This is a genomic window from Pseudomonas tohonis (assembly GCF_012767755.2).
Lineage (GTDB): Bacteria > Pseudomonadota > Gammaproteobacteria > Pseudomonadales > Pseudomonadaceae > Metapseudomonas > Metapseudomonas tohonis.
This window is the reverse complement of record NZ_AP023189.1, coordinates 1,657,595-1,679,670: the sequence shown is the minus strand read 5'-3', so window position 1 is coordinate 1,679,670 and position 22,076 is coordinate 1,657,595. Positions and strand designations below refer to the sequence as shown.

The following is a 22,076-nucleotide window of genomic DNA, read 5'->3' as shown; positions in this document are numbered from 1 at the left end:
GACGCCCATGCCCTGGTTCGACAACGACGGTTGCCAGCTGCACTACGAGGAATACGGCCAGGGCGCGCCCCTGCTGCTGGTGCACGGCCTCGGCTCCAGCACCCGCGACTGGGAATACCAGGTGCCGGTGCTCGCCGCCCGCTACCGGGTGATCGCCCTCGACGTGCGCGGCCACGGCCGCTCCGACAAGCCCGAGGGCCCCTACGCCATCGCGGACTTCGCCGATGACGTCGCCGCCCTGATCGGACACCTGCAACTGCCACCCGTGCACCTGGTGGGCATCAGCATGGGCGGCATGATCGGCTTCCAGCTCGGCGTCGACCGCCCCGAACTGCTCAGGAGCCTGACCATCGTCAACAGCGGGCCCGAGGTGAAGCCGAAGACCCCGCGCGACTACTGGGAGATCGCCCGGCGCTGGACCCTCTCGCGCCTGATGAGCCTGGACACCATCGCCAAGGCCCTGGCCCGCCTGCTGTTCCCCCGCCCTGAACAGGCCGAGCTGCGACGCAAGGTGGAAGAGCGCTGGCCGCAGAACGACAAGCGTGCCTACCTCGCCTCCCTCGACGCCATCATCGGTTGGGGCGTGCGGGAACGCCTCGGCCGCATCACCTGTCCTACGCTGGTGATCACGGCCGACCGCGACTACACCCCGGTCGCGCAGAAGGAGGCCTATGTCAGGGAAATGCCCAATGCGCGCCTGGTGGTCATCGAAGACTCCCGCCACGCCACACCGCTGGACCAACCACAACGCTTCAACGCCACCCTCCTCGGCTTCCTCGAAGAAGTCGAGGCCAACAAGGAACGATGACAATGCTGAAGAAAATCGCCCTCGCGGCCTGCGCCCTGCTGTTCACCGCCAACCTCATGGCCGCCGACAAGCCCCACGTGCTGATCAACACCTCGGCCGGCGAGATCGAGCTGGAACTCGACGACGCCAAGGCGCCGATCACCGTGAAGAACTTCCTCGACTACGTGGACGCCGGCTTCTATGACGGCACCGTGTTCCACCGTGTGATCCCCGGCTTCATGATCCAGGGCGGCGGCATGGACGCGTCCATGAACGAGAAGAAGACCCGCGCATCGATCAAGAACGAAGCCGACAACGGCCTGCACAACGTGCGCGGCACCATCGCCATGGCACGTACCCAGGCCACCGACTCGGCCACCAGCCAGTTCTTCATCAACCACCGCGACAATCCGGCCCTGGACCACGGCGCCCGCGGTTTCGGCTACGCCGTGTTCGGCAAGGTGGTGCGCGGCCTCGAGGTGGTCGACCAGATCGCCAACGTGCCCACCGGCAACCGTGGCATGCACCAGAACGTTCCGCTGCAACCGGTGGTGATCCTCTCCGCCAAGCGGCTCTGAACCACGGCGGCCCGCCAGCCTGGCGGGCCGCTCCCCGCGACAAGGACCCGAAGGATGTTTCGCCGCTTCGAACACCTGATCGACACCTTCAAACCCGCTCCCGACAGCATGCCGCCACGTGGTGTCGTGCAGTTCTACCTCCACTACCTGCGCCAGGTCTGGGGGGTGTTCGCGATCCTCCTGCTGGTGGGCCTGGTCGTCGCCCTGATCGACGTCGCCCTCTACAGCTTCCTCGGCCGCATCATCGACCTGGCCCAGCACAGCGCGGCCGACACCTTCTTCGCCGACCACTCGACCGAACTCATCTGGATGCTGGTGGTGGCGCTGATCCTGCGCCCGGTGTTCAACGGCCTGCATGATCTGCTGGTGCACCAGAGCATCAACCCCAGCCTGACCAACCTGATCCGCTGGCAGAACCACCGCTACGTGCTCAAGCAGAGCCTGGCCTTCTACCAGAATGACTTCGCCGGGCGCATCGCCCAGCGCATCATGCAGACCAGCAACTCCCTGCGCGACTCGGCCGTGCAGGCGGTGGACGCCATCTGGCACGTGCTGATCTACGCCGTCAGCGCCCTGGTGCTGTTCGCCGAGGCCGATTGGCGGCTGATGATCCCGCTGCTGCTGTGGATCGCCGGCTACATCGCCGCGCTCTGGTACTTCGTGCCACGGGTCAAGCTGCGCTCGGTGGCCGCCTCGGACTCGCGCTCGCGGCTGATGGGGCGCATCGTCGACGGCTACACCAACATCACCACCCTCAAGCTGTTCGCCCACACCAGCCTGGAGGAGCAGTACGCGCGCGAAGCCCTCAGCGAGCAGGTGCATCGCGTGCAGCAGACCAACCGCATGGTCACCGGCATGGACGTGGTCATCACCACCCTCTCCAGCGTGCTGATCGTCGGCACCACCGGCTTCGCCCTGTGGCTGTGGACCCAGGACATCATCACCGTCGGCGCCATCGCCCTGGCCACCAGCCTGGTCATCCGCATCAACAACATGTCCGGCTGGATCATGTGGGTGGTCAGCGGCATCTTCGAGAACATCGGCCAGGTGCAGGACGGCATGCAGACCATCTCCCAGCCGCGCGCCGTCCAGGACCAGGACGACGCCAAGCCGCTGCAGGTGCCGCGCGGCGAAGTGCGCTTCGAGCGCATCGGCTTCCATTACGGCAAGGGCCGCACGGTGTTCGAGGGGCTCGACCTGGAGGTCCGCCCCGGCGAGAAGATCGGCCTGGTCGGCCCCTCGGGCGCCGGCAAGTCCACCCTGGTCAACCTGCTGCTGCGCCTCTACGACCTGGACAGCGGGCGCATCCTGGTGGATGGCCAGGACATCGCCCGGATCACCCAGGAAAGCCTGCGCGAGCAGATCGGCATGGTCACCCAGGACACCTCCCTGCTGCACCGCTCGATCCGCGACAACCTGCTCTACGGCAGGCCCGGCGCCACTGACGAGGAGCTCTGGGAGGCGGTACGCAAGGCCCGGGCGGCGGAGTTCATCCCCTACCTCTCCGACGCCCAGGGCCGCACCGGCTTCGACGCCCATGTCGGCGAGCGCGGCGTCAAGCTCTCCGGCGGCCAGCGCCAGCGCATCGCCATCGCCCGCGTGCTGCTCAAGGACGCGCCGATCCTGATCCTCGACGAAGCCACCTCGGCACTCGACTCGGAAGTGGAGGCGGCAATCCAGGAAAGCCTGGAGACCCTCATGCAGGGCAAGACGGTGATCGCCATCGCCCACCGTCTCTCCACCATCGCCCGCATGGACCGCCTGGTGGTGCTCGACCAGGGCCGCGTGGTGGAAAGCGGCAGCCACGCCGAGCTCCTCGCCCAGCGCGGCCTCTACGCCCGCCTCTGGCACCACCAGACCGGCGGCTTCGTCGGGGTGGATTGAGCGCAGCCCGAGCCCAGGCCCGACCTCCGCACGGTGGAGGTAAAGAGCGACCTCCACCCTACGTCACGGGCGACCCCGAGGCGGCGCACACGTGGGGTGGATGCCGCTTCACCCATCCACCAGCGGTGATGTACAAGGCTCCGATGTCGGTCCCAACCGCAGCTCGCTGTGGGTTTCGCATCGACAAACCTCTCTATCAATCCCGATGATCTCGACTACAACAACCATCAATTTCCGCGATGAAAGCGGCGGTGGTCATATAGGCCCCGTACAAAGCAGCAACCCAAACCCGTAGCAGGAAGCCATCGCGCACCGGGTTTCAGTTGAGGCTTTCCAACCGCCCATCGAGGAAAGATCAGCATGAAAATCGCAGCCGCCGTCACCGCCGTCCTCTCCAGCCTGGCCCCCGCCGTATTCGCCGCCGAAAGCCGCGAGCCGGGCGCCGACCTTACCGCCGTCGAATACCACTACGGCATGAACGTGGACGTGCAGAAGGTCATCTACCGCACCGACAACACCAGCAAGTCCGGCGTCGTACCCGTGGTTCTGGTCTACGAGGACAGCAAGGGCGAAGTGCACAAGATGAAGTTCCTGGAATGGGGTGGCAGCGTCAGCAACAGCTGATCGCCACCGGCAGACGGGGGCTCATTCCCCCGACTTGCGATACGGCAGCAGGCCCCGCGCTTCTTCGGCATAACCGAGGATCGCGGGGCGCTCCTGCTCCAGGAAGTCCGCCACCGCCTCGCGCAGGCCGGGGTGGACGAGGTAATGCCAGGAGCGGGTGATCACCGGCTCGAACCCCCGGATCAGCTTGTGCTCACCCTGGGCACCGGCGTCGAAGCGGGGCAGCGCGCCAGCGATGGCCATGTCGATGCCCTGATAGAAACAGGTTTCGAAATGCAGGCGGTCGAACTCCGCCAGGCAACCCCAGTAGCGCCCGTAGAGCGCCCCCGAATCCACCAGAGAAAAGGCCATCGCCACCGGCCGTGCGCCTTGCCTGGCCAGCACCACGCGAATGGCCTGGGGCATGCGTTCGGCCAGCAGGCTGAAGAACGCCCGCGTCAGGTAGGGCGCCTGGCCGCGCACCTCATAGGTGTTGGCGTAGCAGGCGTAGACGAAATCCCAGTCCGCCTCGCTCAGTGCGCCCCCCTCGTGCCACTCGAAGCCGATGCCCTGCCCCGCCACCTGCTCGCGCTCCTTGCGCACCTGCTTGCGCTTGCGCGAGGAGAAGGTGTCGAGGAAGTCCTGGAAGTCCCGATAGCCCCGGTTGTGCCAGTGGTACTGGCAGCCCAGGCGCTCCAGCCAGTGCTCGCGGCCCTGCAGGCGGGCATCGGCGAAGGCGTCGGTGAAGTTGACGTGCAGCCCGGACAGCCCCGCCGCCTCCAGCTCGGGGACCAGCTCGTCGATCAGTGCCGCCGCCGCGGCCTCGTCATGGCCCAGCAGGCGCGCGCCCCCCACCGGCGAGAAGGGCACGGCGGCCAGCAGCTTGGGGTAGTAAGGGATGCCGGCGCGCTGGCAGGCATCGGCCCAGCCCCAGTCGAACACGTACTCGCCATAGGAATGCGCCTTCACGTAGGCCGGCATCGCCGCGAGCAACTCGCCACCCGCGCCACGCAGCAGGCGATGGGCCGGCCACCAGCCGCTGCGCCCGCCGACGCTGCCGCTGTCCTCCAGGGTGGAAAGGAAGGCATGGCGCAGGAAGGGCTGGTCGTCCTTCAGCAGGGCATCCCAGCTGGCGGCGTCGACTTCACAAAGGCGGGAAAGGGTCTGGATCGGCATGGCGACCAGTCTGGCCTGCGGCGCCGGCGAAAAAAAGCCTGTCGCAGAGAATTCATCGACGATGTTCCTTCGCGGTTGAAACCGCTCCCACAACGCATGCGCCCCCGGCGTGGGAGCGGATTCATCCGCGATGAGCCCAGAGCGCTCCGCCTTAGGTTGGGCCGAGGGACGAGGCCCAACCTACGTCGTGTGGAATCGCACCCATAAAAAAGCCCCGCCGAAGCGGGGCTCAAGAAGGAGCGGATGAACGGTATTGCTTAGAACACGTACTGGGCGCGGACCACGAAGCCGTCGCCGCTGTCATCACCCACACGGTTGGTGAAGTGGTCGGTCTTGGCCTTGGTGTACATGCCGCTGATCTTCACCGCTTCGTTGGCGTACCAGTTCACACCGATGTTGTGGACCTTGGCTTCGGTGTCTTCGGCATCACGCAGGAAGGTCTGGTTGGCAGCGGCCAGCACGGCAACGTCGTTGTCAGCCGAGATGCTGTCGTAGCGATAGTAGATTTCCCAGGCGCCGGTCTGCTTGTTGGCAGGCTTGATGGCGTCGAACTTGCCCATTTTGTAGCCACGCGCTTCACCGGTCAGGGTGTAGGCGGCCTGGACGTAGAAGCCATCGGCTTCCAGGTCGGACTGGGCACCAGCGGAATCGGTCTCGCGCTTCATCCACTCACCCTGGATGGAGAACGGGCCAGAGGCGAAAGCGGCTTCCAGGCCGAATGCGGTGTCGTCGTCCCAGAAGGACGTGGCGGAGTTGGTGCCGGCCAGCACGGCGCGGTTGCCCAGGTTGCCGCTGGAGTTACCACCGTTGGTGTCCACGCCACGCATGCCCAGGCGGGAGCGGTAGCGAACGTCGGCACCGGCCACGTCGTCCAGCTTGCGCTGGGCGAAGTTCACACCGAAGTGCAGCACGTTGCCGGCTTCGGCCATCGGGGCGAACACGCCGCGGACGTTGAACTGCTTGACGCTGTCGCCTTCGTCGTCGTTGGCGTCTTTGCTGGCCAGGCTGGTGGAGACATAGCCGTAGTTGCTGATCAGCGCCTGGACCTGAACGCCGAGGCCGTCCTGGTGGGTGTTGGCCCAATCCACGACTTCGTTCATGGCGCTGCGTTCCAGAGCGGTCACCCACTTGGAGCTGGTGGCTTTTTCCAGGCCGAAATCGGGGTCGAAACGACCGACGCGGATGGTGATCGGGTTGAAGCCGGTGTAGCTCAGCGAAGCTTCGTCGAAGTTACCGCTGGGCTGGTTGCTGCTGCCGTTGCTGGTGCTGCCACCGTTACCGGAGTTCTCGGAGAAGTCATAGGCGACAGCGTAGGCCCAGTCGGTGAACGCGATGCCGGAGAGTTCCAGGTAGGCGCGGCGGAAGTAGGCAGCGTCACCGGTGTCGCCATTGCGGGTGTAGAGGCCATCGAAGCGACCGTAGTCGGCTTGCAGGCGGCCGCCCAGCTTGAAGGCGAAGGACTTGTCGGTGGTAGCGACTTCAAGGCCGCCCTTGGTCTTGATAACGATGTCGGTGCCGTCGGTGGTGACGGTACCAGCGAAAGCCTGGGCGGAAATGGCCAGGGCCATGGCGCTGGCGGCAAAACCGGCGAAGTGCTTACGGATCATCGAAGATTCCCCTGTTGGTCTTTAGTGCTGGAAAACACCCGAGCGTTGGGCTCGTTCGTGCTGGGGGGGAATGTTGGCGGGGGGTTATTTCAGCTCAGTTGCTTTTAGATAAATGTTTTATGACAGAGGAACTTTTTCATCGCCATTGGAAATATGAGAAAAACCGCTCTAGGCCGGGCTTTACAGCCAAGCGAAGCGGCAGCTTGTCGCAGCGTGGCATGCAACCGGATATGACGACACGACGGAAATGTTACGGCGCGATGACCCGCTTCAGGGGGATTCGTGGCGTGCCCTGGCGAGTAGTTCTGCGAGGTTTTCATCACCGTCGGGAGCCGGTTCGGACAATTGCCTGAACACTTCTCGGGTGAGGTTCAACTGGGCGAGGAAGCGCCGGCAGTGAGGGCAGATCAGCAGGTGCTGGCGAACACCCAGGCGCTGCACGACGCCCAGCTGGCCATCGATGTAGTCGCTGGATCGGGCGACCAGCTCGCGGCAGTTCAGCATTGGCCCGTCTCCTCGTAGTGCTCCAGGGTGGCGAACAGCTTGAGGCGCCCGCGATGCAGCAGCACCCGGACATTGGAGAGCGAAACCTCCAGCAGGTTACAGATCTCCTGCAACTCCAGGCCCTGGCGCTCGCGCAGCAGCAGCACGCTGCGCTGCAGGTCGGAAAGGCTCAGCAGGGTCTTCTCCAGGCACTGACGCAGCTCCTCCTCGGCGAGCAGGGCCTCGGGGGAGTCCTCGTGCCAGGCGGAGGGGGCGGCCAGCCAGTGGCCGTCGGCGGCGAAGCGCGCGTCGTCCACGGTGCCGTGGGGCGCGGGCAGGTCGTCGAGCAGCACTTCACGGCGGCTTTGCTTGAGCCGGGTGCGGGCGGTGTTGGCGACGATGGTCAGCAGCCAGGTCTTCAGGCTGGAGCGCTGCTGGAAGCTGTCCAGGCTGCGCACCACGGCGAGCCAGGCATCCTGCACCACCTCCTCGGCATGCCGGCCGCCAACGATGGCGAAGGCCACGGCGCGCATGGCGCCCTGGTAGGTATCGATGAGTTCGCGGAACGCCTGCTGCTGCCCCGCCCTGAGGCGCGGCAGCAGTTCGTCGTCCGCGGGAGCGGCCATCAACGCTTGCGCAGGATCACGCTGCCGATGGAGTAGCCGGCACCGAAGGAGCTGAGCACGCCCAGGGCACCGCTGGGCAGGTCGTCCTGGTACTTGTGGAAGGCGATCACCGAACCGGCGGAGCTGGTGTTGGCGTAGGTGTCGAGGATCACCGGCGCCTCGTGGGCCTCGGCGTCGCGACCCAGCAGCTTGCGGGCGATCAGCAGGTTCATGTTGAGGTTGGCCTGGTGCAGCCAGAAGCGCTTCACGTCGGTGACCTCCAGCGCGTTCTCCTGCAGGTGCGCGGCGATCAGCTCGGCGACCATGGGGCAGACGTCGCGGAACACCTTGCGGCCTTCCTGCACGAACAGCTTGTCGCGGGCACCGACGCCCTCTTCCGCCGCGCGGTTGAGGAAGCCGAAGTTGTTGCGGATGTTGTTGGAGAACTGGGTCAGCAGCTTGGTGCCGACGATGTCGAACTGGTACTTCGAGGTGGCCTGGTCGGCACGCTCGATGATCACCGCAGTGGCCGCGTCGCCGAAGATGAAGTGGCTGTCACGGTCGCGGAAGTTCAGGTGGCCGGTGCAGATTTCCGGGTTGACCATGAGGATGGCGCGCGCCTGGCCGGTCTGTACGGCGGTGGTCGCCGCCTGGATGCCGAAGGTGGCCGAGGAGCAGGCGACGTTCATGTCGTAGCCGAAGCCCTGGATGCCCAGGGCGGCCTGGACCTCGATGGCCACCGCCGGGTAGGCACGCTGCAGGTTGGAGCAGGCGACGATCACGCCGTCGATATCGGCGGCGGTGCGGCCGGCACGCTCCAGGGCCTGCTTGGCGGCGCCAACGGCCATCTCGCAGAGCACGCCCCATTCTTCGTTGGAACGCTCGGGAATGCGCGGAACCATGCGTTGCGGGTCGAGGATGCCGTCCTTGTCCATCACGAAGCGGCTCTGGATCCCCGAGGCTTTCTCGATGAAGGCGACGCTGGATTCGCTCAGCGCCTCGACCTCGCCACGCTCGATGGCGGCGGCGTTCTCGGCATTGAAGGCCTGGACATAGGCGTTGAAGGAAGCCACCAGTTCTTCGTTGGAGATGCTCTGGGACGGGGTGTAAAGGCCGGTGCCACTGATCACGACTTTGTGCACGGTCGATCCTCTCGTTACTGGGCTGTGGCGCGGCACAGCCGGTTGGGCAGTTGGTCACTGGACGAAGGCTCGGCCAGCATTGGAAAAAGGCTCATCCCGCTACGCGGGACGGAACAGCGAATCCTTGTTGTATCGGGGCGCCCAGGGGGCACGGCGGCAGGCGCGAGGGCCTTCTCACGGCTCGTCGCAGGATAGCAACGGCCCCGCGCGCAAGGCGCGAATTCTGCCACAGCGCGGCCTCTTCCGGGGTACCTGCGCCGCTGCGTCAGACCATCGGCCAGCGCAGGCACGAGTGCACGAAGGTCGCTCGGCGGGGCTGGAATGCATCGAGCAGGTAGGACTTATCCTACAAACGCCTCCGTTCATTGTGGTTATAGATGCTCGACACGGCACCCAGGACACAGGTGGACGAGTGGGAAAATCGGCTTATATGCGGCTAAAAAGGCCAAATCGACCGCCCACAGGACGCGAACGGCCGCTTTCGCCGCCGGCCGCCCGCGACGGGCGACGGGCGACGGGCGTCAGAGGCGCTTGAGCAGACGCGCCTGCAGCGCTTCCAGCTCCGCCGGATCGGCCTTCTTGCTGGCGTGGATGCCCAGGGCCTCGCCCTCGAAGCGGGGGACGATGTGCATGTGGATATGGAACACCGTCTGCCCCGCCGGCGAGCCGTTGAACTGCGCCACCTGCACGCCGGCCGGCTCCAGCTCCTCCACCAGCACGCGCGCCAGGCGCTGCACCACGGCCATGACCTTGGCCAGGGCATCGGGGTCGATATCGAGGATGTTGCGCGCCGCCGAACGCTTGGGGATCACCAGGGTGTGGCCGTAGGACTGCGGGAAGATATCGAGGAAGGCGAGCACGTCGTCGTCCTCGTAGAGCTTGTAGCACGGGGCCTCGCCACGAATGATCTGGGCGAAGACGTTCTGCGGATCGTAGGTGCCGTGAAGGCTCATCGTGGCGCTCCATTTGCCGTTTGCTGACCGCGCACCTTAACGCCCGCCGCCGCCGGGTTGAACCCCCAGAGTGCCTAAATCCAACTGGAACAGCCTGCGCCTCGCGCCTATTCCTAATTCTGCCGCTCTAAAAAAGCGAGCTGAATCCGTAGCTCATCGAGCTGCTCTGCAAGCGTTCTTTTCTGTGGGCCGATGAGAGAAAAACGATGTCGGCCGAGCGGCTTATTCACGACTTTGAACTGTTCAAAACCGGACTCGGCATCGCCATCCTCATCATCAAAGAGAACCGCCCACAATAAAGTGATGAACTTGCAGTGTTCCTCAGGAGGAATGCCGCATAGCAGGAGCCTGTCCTCAATCAAACTCTTCCGGGCATTGGGGTCTGTACCCAAGTAACCCAAGGAGTTTTTGACTTCCGTCGCTTCACTCACATCCAGTCGTTCGAATGTAGGCCGAACCAGGTTCTCTATTACGAGTTCACAGTGGCGCCGGTTGGTGTAATCGACCGCTCCCAGGACAAGCCCTTCTGCGTCCATCTCAGCAGCCAAGGCAAGCGGGCCAAGAAGCCTTGATGTGTAGTGTGGGTTTACAACCACCCGGGATTTTTTATCCATTGGATCAGTGTCCCCAGAGCTCCATTCTTGAAGTACCTTGCCTCAAACGCGCATTACTGGTTTCTGCCCTTTCCATACGCATCAACCCGTAGAGGCTGTTCCCAGTACAAGGTGGCAGTTTCGGCTCGACATCTTAAAGCTCTGCATCGCCCTGTCACTCTTGGGACGTTTTCAGGTATTTCTTCCTACCCAAGCCTCGGACCACCCCCGCAAGGAACGCCACATACCCCGCCACAAGCCCGCACTGGACATCCTCCAGCACAACAGCGCCGCCTGGGACCGCCAGGCCCGGCAATACTGCGAATGGTCGCGCCCCGTGGACGCCGCCACCATCGCCGCCGCCCGCGCGGGCGACTGGCAGGTGCGCCTCACGCCCGGCCCGCTGCCCGCCGGCTGGCTCCCCGAGGTGCGCGGGCTGCGCATCCTCTGCCTGGCTTCCGGTGGCGGCCAGCAGGCCCCGGTACTGGCCGCCGCCGGTGCCGAGGTGCTGGTGCTGGACGCCTCCGCCGAGCAGCTCGCCCGCGACCGCGAGGTGGCCGGGCGAGACGGCCTGCAGCTGGAAACCCTGCAAGGCGACATGCGCGACCTCTCGGCCCTGGCCGACGCGCGTTTCGACTGCGTGTTCCACCCCATCTCCAACCTCTACGTGCCGGATATCCGCCCTGTCTGGCGCGAGTGCTTCCGCGTCCTGCGCCCCGGCGGCCGGCTGCTGTCGAGCTTCTACAACCCGGTGGTGTTCGTCGCCGACCGCGATCCGCACTACGCCGAGCAGGGCCTGATCAAGCCGCGCTTCACCCTGCCCTATTCCGACCTCGACGACCTGGGTCCAGAGGAGCTGGCGGCCAAGCGCGAACGCGGAGAAGCACTGGTGTTCGGCCACAGCCTGGCGCAGCAGATCGGCGGCCAGCTGGAAGCCGGCTTCGTGCTGCGCGGCTTCCATGAAGACGCCCAGCCGAACCCGCGCTTCGTGATCGACAGGTACCTGCCGACCTTCCTCGCCACCTGGGCGGAGAAGCCTCTCTAGGGAAGGCGCATCCGCTCGGCCAGAAAGTCCAGCAGCACCCGCACCCGTGTCGGCAGGTGCCCGCCCTGGCCGACGTAGAGTGCGTGAATCGGCTTGCTGTCGCCGGGGTTGTAGTCCTCCAGCACCGCCTGCAGGCGCCCCTCGCGGAGGTCGTCGTGCACCTGGAAACTGGCCAGCCGCGCCAGTCCCAGTCCTTCCAGGGCCAGGTGGCGCAAGGCGTCGCCATCGCTGATCAGCAGGTTGCCCCGGGGCGCCTCGTGTTCGTCCTCGATGCCCGTGAAAGGCCAGTCACGCCCCGCCCGCTGGTAGTTGAAATTGAGGCAGTTGTGCCCGGCCAGCTCGGCGGGCGTCGCCGGTGCACCGTGGCGGGCGAGATAGGCAGGCGCCGCCACCACATGGTGAGCCGAGTCGCCGAGCTTGCGCGCCACCAGCCCGGAGTCCTTCAACGGGCCGCTGCGGATCGCCACGTCGGCGCGGGTCTCCAGCAGGTCCACCACCGCATCGGTGAGGCTGATGTCGAGAGTCACCTCCGGGTACAGGGCGAGGAACTCCGGCAGCACCGGGATCAGGTACTGCCGGCCGATGGGCACGTTGCAACTGATGCACACCCGCCCATGGGGACGCGCACTGGCCCCGGCCTCGCGCTCGGCCTCATTGAGGTCGGCGAGGATGCCCAGGCTGCGCTGGTAGAAGCGCTCGCCTTCCGGCGTCAGCCCCAGGCGCCGGGTGGAGCGGTTGAACAGCCGTGCGCCGAGGCGTGCCTCCAGGCGCGACACCAGCTTGCTCACCGCCGAGGGCGTTATCCCGCAGGCGCGGGCGGCGCTGGTGAAACCGCCGGTTTCCACCACGCGGACGAAGACGTCCATCTCGCCGAAACGGTTGATATCGGGCCGGGGCATATGACTTGAACTCACAAGTGATTTGCGCGGAGGCAGTCTATATCAGCAAAAGCGCCGTGGATAAGCTGCCCGCCATCGCCCATCCATCGGAGCCCGCGTCATGCCCGTCGCTCTCTACGCCCTCACAGCCGGTGCCTTCGGCATCGGTGTCACCGAATTCATCATCATGGGATTGCTGCTGGAGGTCGGCGGCGACCTTGGCGTTTCCATCTCCGCCGCCGGCCTGCTGATCTCCGGCTACGCCCTCGGCGTGGTCGCCGGCGCCCCGCTGCTCACCGCCCTCAGCGCACGCTGGCCACGCAAGACCACGCTGCTGGCGTTGATGGTGATCTTCACCCTCGGCAACCTCGCCTGCGCCCTGGCGCCCAACTACACCGCGCTGATGGCCGCGCGGGTGCTCACCTCATTCGCCCACGGCACCTTCTTCGGCGTCGGCTCGGTGGTCGCCACCAGCCTGGTGGCCGCCGACCGTCGCGCCTCGGCCATCGCCATCATCTTCACCGGCCTCACCGTCGCCACCATCCTCGGCGTGCCCTTCGGCACCTGGCTCGGCCAGGCCATGGGCTGGCGCGCGGCCTTCTGGGCGGTGACCGTGGTCGGCGTGGTGGCGCTGGTGATCATCGCCCTGTTCGTCCCCCGCGACCGCGAGAAGCCTGCCCCCAGCAGCCTGCGCGAAGATTTCCGCGTGCTCGGCCGCCCCGCCGTGCTGCTCGGCCTGCTCACCACCGTGCTGGGCTTTGGCGGCGTGTTCACCGTGTTCAGCTACATCGCACCGTTGCTGACCCGTGTCAGCGGCTTCGGCGAAGCGGCCGTCTCGCCGGTGCTGCTGGTGTTCGGTGCCGGCCTGGTGCTGGGCAACCTGCTGGGCGGCCGCCTCGCCGACCGCCGCCTGCTGCCGGCACTCCTCGGCAGCATGGCCGCCCTGGCCGTGGTGCTGGGCCTGATGGGCTTCGTGCTGGAAAACCAGGTCGCGGTCATCGCCTTCACCTTCCTGCTCGGCGTCGCCGGCTTCGCCACCGTGCCGCCCCTGCAGATCTGGGTGCTGGAAAAGGCCGAAGGTGCCGGCCAGAGCGTGGCCGCCAGCTTCAACATCGCTGCCTTCAACCTGGGCAACGCCCTGGGCGCCTGGCTCGGTGGCAGCGTCATCGACCAGGGCCCCGGCCTCATCGCCCTGCCCTGGGCCGCCGCCAGCCTGCCGATCCTCGCCCTCGCCGTCGCCCTCTTCGCCCTGCGCCTGGAAAAACGCCGCGACGCCCGGCTGGCCATGGCCTGAGCCAGCCCAACGAAAAAGGCCGCCGCCGGATCACTCCAGCGGCGGCCTTTCTCTGTGGAGCCTGTCAGTTTCTGACCAGCTCCCCGCCTTCCATAATGACGTCGCTCAGATTGATCACTTCGCGACATGCCGCCCAATGGCAGTTCCTGCCGCCGAATTCATACAGGAGGTCCTCCAGGAACACGCCCTTGGTCGAACCGATGCCGCTCTGCTGCACCGTCACCAACCTTGACAGGGAGCGGGCCTCACCTAGCTGCAGACTCTGTGGCGACATCAGCACGTAGTTCTTGATCTGATCACCGGGTTCATAGGTGACGGGCAGACGATCGTTGCTAGCACGCATCGTCTTGCACATCTCCGACAGCCCATTGGTCACGTCGATGAGCTTGCCGATGTCATTGTCCAGCGTGCTCAGGCTGGAAAACTGGCCGCTCTGGTCGGGGCACCAGAAGGTGATAGTGGTGTTCGAAGGCACCGTGATCATCCTCGGGCGATTACGGTAGACCCGGCAGAACCCGCCATGCCCGGCGAACACCATGATGTTGCACATGAACACGTCGTCATGAATCTCGGCCAGTTTCATGGGTCACTCCATTGACGGTCGCCGAAGCAAAGACGGCAGGGACACCGGATTGAACATAGCAGCGCGGGTTTCGGGGCGCCAAAGCCATCCGTCCCTTGCTCGCCAGCATTCACTCCACCTGGGAGCGGAAAGGCACCCTGTCGAATCGGTGACGGTTTTCCCTGTAGACAAACCCACCCACGAGTCAGGCGACGCGAGGGGACACATCGGCCTCGATTTCCGCACCGTGGTCCAGCTCGGCGACCCGCAAGTCATAGGAAGCCTGCAGGTTGAGCCAGGACTGTGCCTCGCCACCGAAGTAGCGGGCCAGCCGCAGCGCGGTATCGGCGGAAATGGCGCGACGCTCCTTGACGATCTCGTGCAGGCGGGTGGCCGGAACGCGCAAGGCACCGGCCAGCGCGTTGACGCTCATGTCCAGCGGCACGAGGAATTCCTCACGGAGGATTTCACCGGGATGGATGGGACGCATGCCGTTCTTAATCATTGGCAGTCACCGTAGGTTGGGTAGAGGGACGAAACCCAACGATACATGGCTCGGCTCCGCGCCGTAGGCCATCGGAGTGGCATCAATCGCGGATGAATCCGCTCCCACAGGAGCAGCCGCCCCGTAGCCCGGGCTTCAGCCCGGGGAGGCGTTGCGCAGATGGCCCAGCACCTGCTCCACCCGCGCCTCCAGCGGGCCGGTGAGTACCTGGAAGGGCCAGCCGCGGCGTTGCAGTTCGGCGCGGTACCAGGCCTGCTGGCGGCGGCGGAAGGTTTCGTCCTGGCGGGTGCCGTCCTGGACGAAGGGGAAGTCGTCGGCGCAGAGGAAGGTGTGCGCATAGGGGCGTTCGGCCAGGGTGGCCAGCTCGGCCTCGGCGCGGCCGAACATCGCGTGGCTGTAGAACAGCGTGGTCAGCGCCGAGGTGTCGCAGACCAGGTAGCGCCCGGCCGTGAGCGCTGCCTGGTCTTCCCGCGCCACCTGGGTGCGGCCGATGTGCAGCAGGTCATCGAACTCCAGCTGGCCGTCCTTCGCCACCCAGTGCTCGCGGCCGAACTCGGCCACGCAAGGCGCGTCGAGCGCGGCGGCCAGGGCGATGGCGAGGCTGCTCTTGCCGGTGGATTCGCCGCCGAGCAGGACGATCCGTTCGACGAAGTCGGCGTGCACCTCGGGGGCGAGGAAGTCCCGCAACCCGTGGGGGTCGGCCCGCAGGCGGGTGCCGGAAACGGGCACGGCGAGGCGCTGCGGGTCGACGCAGACGTGCCGCACCGAGTGCCCGAAGACACCCGCCAGGTGCGCGGCGAACCCCTCGCCATAGCCCTCGCTGGTGAACACCGCGTCCACCGTGGTGCCGAACACCGCCTGGCAGAACTCGGCGACGAACTGGCGCGGCTCGAACTCGGGGGCGTCGTTGTGGGGCAGGTCGGGCAGGCGCTTGCCCTGCTCCCGCCAGGCCTGGATGCGGGCCGGGGTGACCACCTCGGCCTGCAACTCCGGAAAGCGCAGGCGCAGCCAGCGCTCACGGCGCCCGGCCTCGCAACCCGGCAGCTCGGGGAGGGACCAGCAGAGCAGCAACAGCCGCTCGCATTGCCCCTGGGCCGCGCGGATCAGCCGCTCATGGCCCAGGTGCAGCGGCGAGAACTTGCCCACCACCAGGCCGGTGCGAAAGGTCGTGTGCATCTCAGGCCGGCTCCTGCCCGGCCACCGGCGCGGCGGCCTCGCGCAGCTCACGGCGCCAGCGGTACAGGCCGTACCAGGCGTTGCACCAGAACAGCGTGTAGAGCCCGGCGGTGAGGTACAGCTCGCGGGAGGCGTAGAGCGGCACCGCCAGGGTGTTCACCAGCAGCCAGGCGTACCAGTTCTCCAGGCGCCGGCGCATCAGCAACAGCTGCGCCAGCACGCTGAAAGTCAGCACCAGGGAGTCCACCAGCGGTGCATAGGCATCGGTGAAGTAATGCAGCAGTGCGCCATAGGCCAACGCCACCACCACCGCCAGGGCCGCCATCCACGCCAGCGTGCCTGGCGCGGTGCGGCTCACCGGCAGCTGGGTGCCGGCGTTGCCACGCAACCAGGCCCACCAACCCAGGGCGCTGGTGACGATGAAGAAACCCTGCAGGGTGACGTCGGCATACAGCTGGGATTCGAAGAACAACCAGCCGAACAGCACGCAGCCGAGGATGCCGCTGGACCAGGTGTGCACGCTGTTGCGCGCCGCCAGCAGCACGGCGATCAGGTTCACCAGGTCGGCGACGAGTTCGAGGGTGGAAGGCATGGGATCGTCCCTGTGGGGTGATGCTGTTCCAGTGGATCCCCGCGTTCGCGAGGATGACGAGTGCGGGGCGGGTCTTTCGTGAGCGTCATTCCCGCGAACGCGGGAACCCGGCAGACGGTGGTTCAGCCGAAGCGCTTGACCGCGTCCAGCCAGTCGCGCTCCAGGCGCCCCTGCTCCGGGTCGAGCCCCTGGGCCAGCATCGCCTCGCGGTGCGCATCGATCTCGCGGACCATCTGGCTGAGGTCGGAGGTGTTGCCGTCCAGCTGGTGCATCTGGGTCACGCCCAGGTGGTAGAAGCGCAGCAGCTTCATCGCCGACGGGTCGTTCACGGCGACACCGGCCTTGACCCGGTGCATCAGGTTGGTGACGCGCATCAGGCTGCGCTTGAGCCCCCAGCCATAGACCGCCGGCGCCATGAACGGGCGCGGCCAGAACTGCAGGCGCACCAGGGCCACCGTCACCGCCAGCCCGGCCAGTACGCCAGCCAGGTTCCAGCGGAAGTTGTCGCCACCGGGGGTGCCGAACAGCTGCACGCTGGCCGTGGCGAACAGCATCGCCAGGGCGATGAACAGCACGGCGATGCCGATGGCGATGCGCCGGGTCCTCTCGCGGTACAGCTCGGGGCTCATGGGGCGGATTTCGAACAGCACATCACTCACGGATCAACCCTCCACCTGGGTCCACTGCTTGTTGAGACGCTTGTCGGAGACCGCCATCTTCGTCCCCAGCTGCTGGGCGAAGAGGGACACGCGGTACTCCTCCAGCATCCAGCGGTACAGCACCAGTTCGGGGTCGCGCTTGCCTTCCTGGGCATGCTTGGCCAGGCGCGCCTGGTACTGCTCCCAATAGCCGGCCAGCTCGCCGGACCAGACGCGGTCACGCTGCAGCTGGGCGCCGATCTTGTCGAAGCGCTGCTCGATGGCCTTGAGGTAGCGCGGCACTTCCTTCAGCCACTCGGCCGGGGTCTCGCGGACGAAACCGGGGTACACGAGGTTGCCCAGCTGCGCCTTGATGTCGTTGAGCGCCACCGCCTGGGCCAGGTCGATGCGGCCCTTGAAGCGCTTCTGCAGGCCATGCCAGAGCTTGAGGATGTCCAGGGTCAGGCGGGCCAGGCGTTCGGCGTGCTCGGCCCAGGCACCGCGCTTCTTCTCCGCCAGCGAGGCCAGGGCCGCGCCATCGCGGGGCAGGCTGGCTTCGCCGTCGAGTATGCAGCTGTCGAGGCTGGCCAGGAGGATGTCCTCCACCAGCGCGTCGACCCGGCCCATGTCGCGGTACAGCAGGCCCAGCTCGGTCAGGCCCGGCAGCTTGCCGCGCAGGTACTTGGCCGGCTCGGCCAGTTGTTGCAACAGCAGCCGCTGCAGGGCGCGGCGGTGCTGCCAGTCGGCCTCGGCCTGGGTGGGGAAGCGGCTTTCCTTGACGCTGCCGCCCTCCTCCACCAGCGCCGGGTAGACGGTCATGGACAGGCCGGCGACCTTCTGCTGGGTCTTCTCCGCCACCTGGGCGAAGCCCTTGGCTTCCACCGGGCGCTGCTCGCCCTGCTTCTGCGGGATGGCCAGGGCGGCCTGGCTGGCCTCGGCGAAGCGCGCGGTCAGCTCGGCCAGGTCACGGCCTTCGCCGAGGAACTTGCCGCGCGCGTCCACCACCTCGATGTTCATCTTCAGGTGGTGCTCCAGCAGGCCGGCGGCTTCCGCCCAGGCCTCCTCGGGCACGCGGGCGCCGGTCATGCGCTGCAGTTCGCGGCCCAGCGCCTCGGGCAGCGAGCCCTGGGCGAAGGCCAGCTTGGCCAGCGCGGCCTTCACGAAATCCGGCACCGGCACGAAGTTCTTGCGGATGGCCTTGGGCAGGTTGCGCACCAGGGCCACGCACTTGGCTTCCAGCAGGCCGGGCACCAGCCAGTCGAGGCGCTCGGCGGGCAGCTGCGGCAACAGGGGCGCGGGCACCCGCAGGGTCACGCCGTCACGCGGGTGGCCGGGTTCGAAGTGGTAGTCCAGCGGCAGTTGAAGCTCGCCGATGCGCAGGGTGTCCGGGTACTGCGCGGCGGTGACTTCGCTGGCTTCGCGGGCCAGCACGTCCTCCTCGCGCATGATCAGCAGCTCGGGATTCTTCGCCCGCTCGCGCTCGTACCACTTCTCGAAGCTGGCGGTCTGGTAGATGTCCTCGGGCAGGCGCGCGGCGTAGTAGCCGAAGAGGGTTTCCTCGTCGGCGAGGATGTCGCGGCGGCGGGCCTTGGCTTCCAGCTCGTCGAGCCGTTCCAGCAACTGGCGGTTGGCGGCCAGGCACTTGGCGCGGCTGTGGATCTCACCGCGCACCAGGCCCTCGCGGATGAACAGCTCGCGCGCCACCGGCGGGTCGATGGGCCCGTAGTGCACCGGGCGGCGGCCGACCACGATCAGCCCGTAGAGGGTGACCTGCTCGTAGGCCACGACCTGGCCACGGCGCTTCTCCCAGTGCGGCTCCAGGTGGTTCTTCTTCACCAGGTGGCCGGCCAGGGGTTCCAGCCAGTCGGGGTCGATCTTGGCGACCATGCGCGCGAACAGCTTGGTGGTCTCCACCAGCTCGGCGGCCATGATCCACTGCGGGCGCTTCTTGGCGATCACGGTCGAGGGATGGATCCAGAAACGCCGCTGGCGGGCGCCGAGGTAGTCGCCGTCCTCGCTCTTCTGGCCGATCTGGCTGAGCAGGCCGGAGAGCAGCGCCTTGTGCACGCGCGGGTAGTCCGCCGGCTCCTTGTTGATGGAGAGCTTGAGCTCGCGGCAGATCAGCGTCAGCTGGCGGTGGGCATCACGCCACTCGCGCAGGCGCATGTAGTTGAGGAAGTTCTTCCGGCACCAGGTGCGCAGGGCGTTGGAGCCCAGCGCCTGGCGCTGCTCCTCGAAGCCGCGCCAGAGGTTGACCAGCGCGGCGAAGTCGGAATCCACATCCTTCCATTGCGCGTGGGCCTGGTCGGCGGCCTGCTGGCGTTCCATCGGCCGTTCGCGCGGGTCCTGCACCGAGAGCGCACTGGTGATCAGCAGCACCTCGTCGAGGCTGCCCTGGCTGGCGCCTTCCAGCACCATGCGGCCCAGGCGCGGGTCCACCGGCAGGCGTGCCAGCTGGCGGCCCAGGGGCGTGAGCTGGCCCTCGCGGTTCACTGCCGAGAGCTCCTGCAGCAGGGTGAAGCCGTCGCTCACCGCCTTGCCGTCCGGCGGTTCGATGAAGGGGAAGTCGCCGATCTCGCCCAGGCGCAGGTGGAGCATCTGCAGGATCACCGCCGCCAGGTTGGTGCGCAGGATCTCCGGGTCGGTGAACTGCGGGCGGCCGAGGAAGTCCTCCTCGCTGTACAGGCGCACGCAGATGCCCGGCTCGACCCGCCCGCAGCGGCCCTTGCGCTGGTTGGCGCTGGCCTGGGACACGGCCTCGATGGGCAGGCGCTGGACCTTGGCGCGGTAGCTGTAGCGGCTGATGCGCGCGGTGCCGCTGTCGATCACGTAGCGGATGCCGGGCACCGTCAGCGAGGTTTCGGCGACGTTGGTGGCGAGCACGATCTTGCGGCCCGGCATGGGCGCGAAGATCTTCTGCTGCTCGGCCGGGGTCAGCCGTGCATAGAGCGGCAGCACCTCGGTGTGGCGCAGGTTGGCCTTGCGCAGCACCTCGGCGGCGTCGCGGATCTCGCGCTCGCCGGGGAGGAACACCAGCACATCGCCCGGGCGCTTGCCTTCGGCGCGCTCGTGGTCGGCGATCTCGTCCAGGGCGCGGAGGATGCCTTGGTCCACCGACAGGTCGTCGAACAGCGCCTCGCCGTTCTCATCCACCTCGGCGGCCAGGGGCCGGTACCAGGTCTCCACCGGGTAGGTGCGGCCGGAGACCTCGACGATGGGCGCGTCGCCGAAGTGCTTGGAAAAGCGCTCCAGGTCGATGGTCGCCGAGGTGATGATCAGCTTCAGGTCCGGGCGTCGTGGCAGCAGGGTCTTCAGGTAGCCCAGGAGGAAGTCGATGTTCAGGCTGCGCTCGTGGGCCTCGTCGACGATGATCGTGTCGTAGCGCTCGAGCAGGCGGTCGTGCTGGGTTTCGGCCAGGAGGATGCCGTCGGTCATCAGCTTGATCAGGCTGCGCTCGTTGGACTGGTCCTCGAAGCGCACCTGGTAGCCCACCAGTTCCCCCAGGGGCGTGCCGATCTCCTCGGCCACGCGGGTCGCCACGCTGCGCGCGGCCAGCCGGCGCGGCTGGGTGTGGCCGATCAGGCCGTGGGTGCCGCGGCCGATCTCCAGGCAGATCTTCGGCAGCTGGGTGGTCTTGCCCGAGCCGGTCTCGCCGGCGATCACCAGCACCTGGTGCTTCTCCAGGGCGGCCTTGATCTCGTCGCGCTTGGCGGCGATGGGCAGGGCGTCGTCGTAGCGCATGCGCGGCACGCTGGCGCGACGGGCCTCGACCTTGGCGCAGGAAGCCTGGAAGCGTTCCAGCCACTGGGCGAGCTTCGCCTCGTCCGGCTTCTTGTGCAGCTCGTGGAGCTGGCGGCGCAGGCGATGGCGGTCGGCGATCAGGGCGTGGTCGAGGTTCTTGTGCAGGGAGGCGATGTCGGTCATCAGGCGCTGGGCAATCGTGGCAAAGGCGCGATTGTCGCAGATTCCGCCCCCGCACCGCATCGGGAAGCGCCCGCGCGCCGATGGCTCGGCGGCGCGGGGTGGAGCGGGTCAGCGGGTGGCGGTGATCGGCAGGCTGCGCAGCTCGGCCGGGACGGTGCGCAGGGCCAGGTCCTGGGCCTGCAGGGAGTTCCAGGCGAAGCCCTGCAGGGCGCTGCTGCTGTCGTGGTCCAGGCGCGCGGCCTGCTCGGACGACGGTGCCGGCGGCTGCACGCCGTAGATCAGCGCGTAGAACACCGAGGCGGTCAGGTAGCTGCCGCTGTAGCTCGGGTGGCTGCCGTCCTCGATGAACAGGTGCGGTTGCGGGGTGGCCGCCAGGGCCTGCTTCCAGGCCTGCCCGACCGGGGCCAGCAGTGCGTGGGTCTCGTTGGCCAGGCCGGTGTAGACGGCATCGAGCTGCGCCTGCATGGCCGGGTTCGCCTGGCGCGCCCAGGTCAGGTAGAGGATCGGCTGGGCGCCGGCCTTGCGTGCCTCGGCGGCCATCAGGCGCACGTAGGTGCGGGTCTTCTCGGGGTTGTCCACCGGCATGGTGCTGAAGTCCTGGATCACCACGTAGTCCCAGTGCTGGCTGGCCAGCACCTGCTGCACCACGCCGCGGTTCCAGTGGGCCTCAAGGCTCGCGCCGCCGAAGGTGACGTCGCGCACGTCCAGCGGGCGCGGCTGGGCGGCGTCGAGCGACATCTGCCGGACCATGCGCGGCAGGTCGTTGTAGAAGGTGTAGCTGTTGCCCACGAACAGCACGCTGAGCGGGCGGCCGGTCACGGCCTGCGGCGAGGCGGAACCGATCACCGGTTTCGCGGACGGGTTTTCAGCGGCCACGGTCGGGCCGACGACGACAACTCCCAGCATCCAGGCCAGGAGGATTCGACGCACGTTCATACGCATGGAGGTCCCCCAGGAAGCGCAACGGTGCGGGCCACGGGCCCGCGGACCGGCGCAGGTTATGCGAATCCGCCGCTGTCGCAATGCTGGCAACGGGCGGGAGCGACGGGAG

At 67.0% G+C, this 22,076-nt stretch carries 21 protein-coding genes; 6 read left to right on the top strand and 15 right to left on the bottom strand.

All coding sequences use genetic code 11. The features are described 5' to 3' along the window. Positions 1-7: 7 nt before the first annotated feature. The 4 genes from HSX14_RS07790 to HSX14_RS07775 all read left to right on the top strand — a co-directional run bounded on the left by HSX14_RS07790 (position 8) and on the right by HSX14_RS07775 (position 3,873). The gene (locus tag HSX14_RS07790) at positions 8-808 is read left to right on the top strand and encodes an alpha/beta fold hydrolase (RefSeq protein WP_173176438.1); all 801 of its coding nucleotides are present in this window, start codon (positions 8-10) and stop codon (positions 806-808) included. Between the two features lie 2 nt (positions 809-810). Further along, on the top strand, positions 811-1,365 hold the full coding sequence (locus HSX14_RS07785) for a peptidylprolyl isomerase (protein ID WP_173176436.1): 555 nt from the start codon (positions 811-813) through the stop codon (positions 1,363-1,365). Positions 1,366-1,419: 54 nt separating this feature from the next. Next, the gene (locus HSX14_RS07780; protein ID WP_173176434.1) at positions 1,420-3,249 is read left to right on the top strand and encodes an ABC transporter ATP-binding protein; all 1,830 of its coding nucleotides are present in this window, start codon (positions 1,420-1,422) and stop codon (positions 3,247-3,249) included. Positions 3,250-3,609: 360 nt separating this feature from the next. Further along, a complete protein-coding gene (locus HSX14_RS07775) occupies positions 3,610-3,873 on the top strand; it encodes a DUF2790 domain-containing protein (RefSeq protein ID WP_173176431.1) in 264 nt (87 codons plus the stop codon). Positions 3,874-3,894: 21 nt separating this feature from the next. Here HSX14_RS07775 and HSX14_RS07770 read toward each other — a convergent pair whose 3' ends face one another. The 7 genes from HSX14_RS07770 to HSX14_RS07740 all read right to left on the bottom strand — a co-directional run bounded on the left by HSX14_RS07770 (position 3,895) and on the right by HSX14_RS07740 (position 10,432). Continuing rightward, positions 3,895-5,028, bottom strand: a complete 1,134-nt coding sequence (locus HSX14_RS07770; protein ID WP_173176429.1) for a GNAT family N-acetyltransferase — start codon at positions 5,026-5,028, stop codon at positions 3,895-3,897. Positions 5,029-5,285: 257 nt separating this feature from the next. Then, entirely contained in the window at positions 5,286-6,635 is a 1,350-nt protein-coding gene (locus HSX14_RS07765) for an OprO/OprP family phosphate-selective porin (protein ID WP_173176427.1), read from the bottom strand. Between the two features lie 270 nt (positions 6,636-6,905). Further along, positions 6,906-7,139, bottom strand: coding sequence for an anti-sigma factor family protein (locus HSX14_RS07760; protein WP_173176425.1), 234 nt, complete (start codon positions 7,137-7,139; stop codon positions 6,906-6,908). After that, complete coding sequence (locus HSX14_RS07755) at positions 7,133-7,744, bottom strand: RNA polymerase sigma factor (RefSeq protein WP_173176423.1); 612 nt, start codon at positions 7,742-7,744, stop codon at positions 7,133-7,135. The genes HSX14_RS07760 and HSX14_RS07755 overlap by 7 nt, the downstream gene beginning before the upstream one ends. Further along, positions 7,744-8,865, bottom strand: a complete 1,122-nt coding sequence (locus HSX14_RS07750) for a beta-ketoacyl-ACP synthase III (RefSeq protein ID WP_173176421.1) — start codon at positions 8,863-8,865, stop codon at positions 7,744-7,746. Before HSX14_RS07750 ends, HSX14_RS07755 begins: the two co-directional genes overlap by 1 nt. A 521-nt stretch (positions 8,866-9,386) precedes the next feature. Continuing rightward, positions 9,387-9,818 (bottom strand): HIT family protein, encoded by a 432-nt coding sequence (locus tag HSX14_RS07745; protein ID WP_173176419.1) that lies wholly within the window; start codon positions 9,816-9,818, stop codon positions 9,387-9,389. Positions 9,819-9,931: 113 nt separating this feature from the next. After that, positions 9,932-10,432, bottom strand: coding sequence for a hypothetical protein (locus HSX14_RS07740; protein WP_173176417.1), 501 nt, complete (start codon positions 10,430-10,432; stop codon positions 9,932-9,934). Positions 10,433-10,592: 160 nt separating this feature from the next. Between HSX14_RS07740 and HSX14_RS07735 the strand changes: the two genes are divergently transcribed. Continuing rightward, positions 10,593-11,456 carry a class I SAM-dependent methyltransferase gene (locus tag HSX14_RS07735; RefSeq protein ID WP_228723555.1) on the top strand — a complete coding sequence of 288 codons (864 nt, stop codon included), beginning with the start codon at positions 10,593-10,595 and terminating at the stop codon, positions 11,454-11,456. Here the strand turns inward: HSX14_RS07735 and HSX14_RS07730 are convergent. Beyond that, the gene (locus HSX14_RS07730; RefSeq protein ID WP_173176415.1) at positions 11,453-12,355 is read right to left on the bottom strand and encodes a LysR family transcriptional regulator; all 903 of its coding nucleotides are present in this window, start codon (positions 12,353-12,355) and stop codon (positions 11,453-11,455) included. The genes HSX14_RS07735 and HSX14_RS07730 overlap by 4 nt on opposite strands. 100 nt (positions 12,356-12,455) lie before the next feature. Between HSX14_RS07730 and HSX14_RS07725 the strand changes: the two genes are divergently transcribed. Continuing rightward, the gene (locus tag HSX14_RS07725) at positions 12,456-13,628 is read left to right on the top strand and encodes an MFS transporter (RefSeq protein WP_173176413.1); all 1,173 of its coding nucleotides are present in this window, start codon (positions 12,456-12,458) and stop codon (positions 13,626-13,628) included. A 64-nt stretch (positions 13,629-13,692) separates the two neighbouring features. Here the strand turns inward: HSX14_RS07725 and HSX14_RS07720 are convergent, their stop codons facing one another. The 7 genes from HSX14_RS07720 to HSX14_RS07690 all read right to left on the bottom strand — a co-directional run bounded on the left by HSX14_RS07720 (position 13,693) and on the right by HSX14_RS07690 (position 21,961). Next, positions 13,693-14,211 carry a putative adhesin gene (locus HSX14_RS07720; RefSeq protein ID WP_173176411.1) on the bottom strand — a complete coding sequence of 173 codons (519 nt, stop codon included), beginning with the start codon at positions 14,209-14,211 and terminating at the stop codon, positions 13,693-13,695. Positions 14,212-14,395: 184 nt separating this feature from the next. Next, positions 14,396-14,695 (bottom strand): HigA family addiction module antitoxin, encoded by a 300-nt coding sequence (locus HSX14_RS07715; protein WP_173176409.1) that lies wholly within the window; start codon positions 14,693-14,695, stop codon positions 14,396-14,398. Between the two features lie 135 nt (positions 14,696-14,830). Further along, positions 14,831-15,871 carry an AAA family ATPase gene (locus HSX14_RS07710; RefSeq protein WP_173176407.1) on the bottom strand — a complete coding sequence of 347 codons (1,041 nt, stop codon included), beginning with the start codon at positions 15,869-15,871 and terminating at the stop codon, positions 14,831-14,833. A gap of 1 nt (position 15,872) precedes the next feature. Continuing rightward, complete coding sequence (gene pnuC, locus HSX14_RS07705; protein ID WP_173176405.1) at positions 15,873-16,463, bottom strand: nicotinamide riboside transporter PnuC; 591 nt, start codon at positions 16,461-16,463, stop codon at positions 15,873-15,875. 122 nt (positions 16,464-16,585) lie between these two features. Then, on the bottom strand, positions 16,586-17,110 hold the full coding sequence (locus HSX14_RS07700; protein WP_173176550.1) for a DUF3087 domain-containing protein: 525 nt from the start codon (positions 17,108-17,110) through the stop codon (positions 16,586-16,588). Between the two features lie 15 nt (positions 17,111-17,125). After that, positions 17,126-21,025, bottom strand: a complete 3,900-nt coding sequence (gene hrpA, locus HSX14_RS07695) for an ATP-dependent RNA helicase HrpA (RefSeq protein ID WP_173176403.1) — start codon at positions 21,023-21,025, stop codon at positions 17,126-17,128. A gap of 108 nt (positions 21,026-21,133) precedes the next feature. Further along, a complete protein-coding gene (locus HSX14_RS07690; RefSeq protein ID WP_173176401.1) occupies positions 21,134-21,961 on the bottom strand; it encodes an SGNH/GDSL hydrolase family protein in 828 nt (275 codons plus the stop codon). Positions 21,962-22,076: the final 115 nt, after the last annotated feature.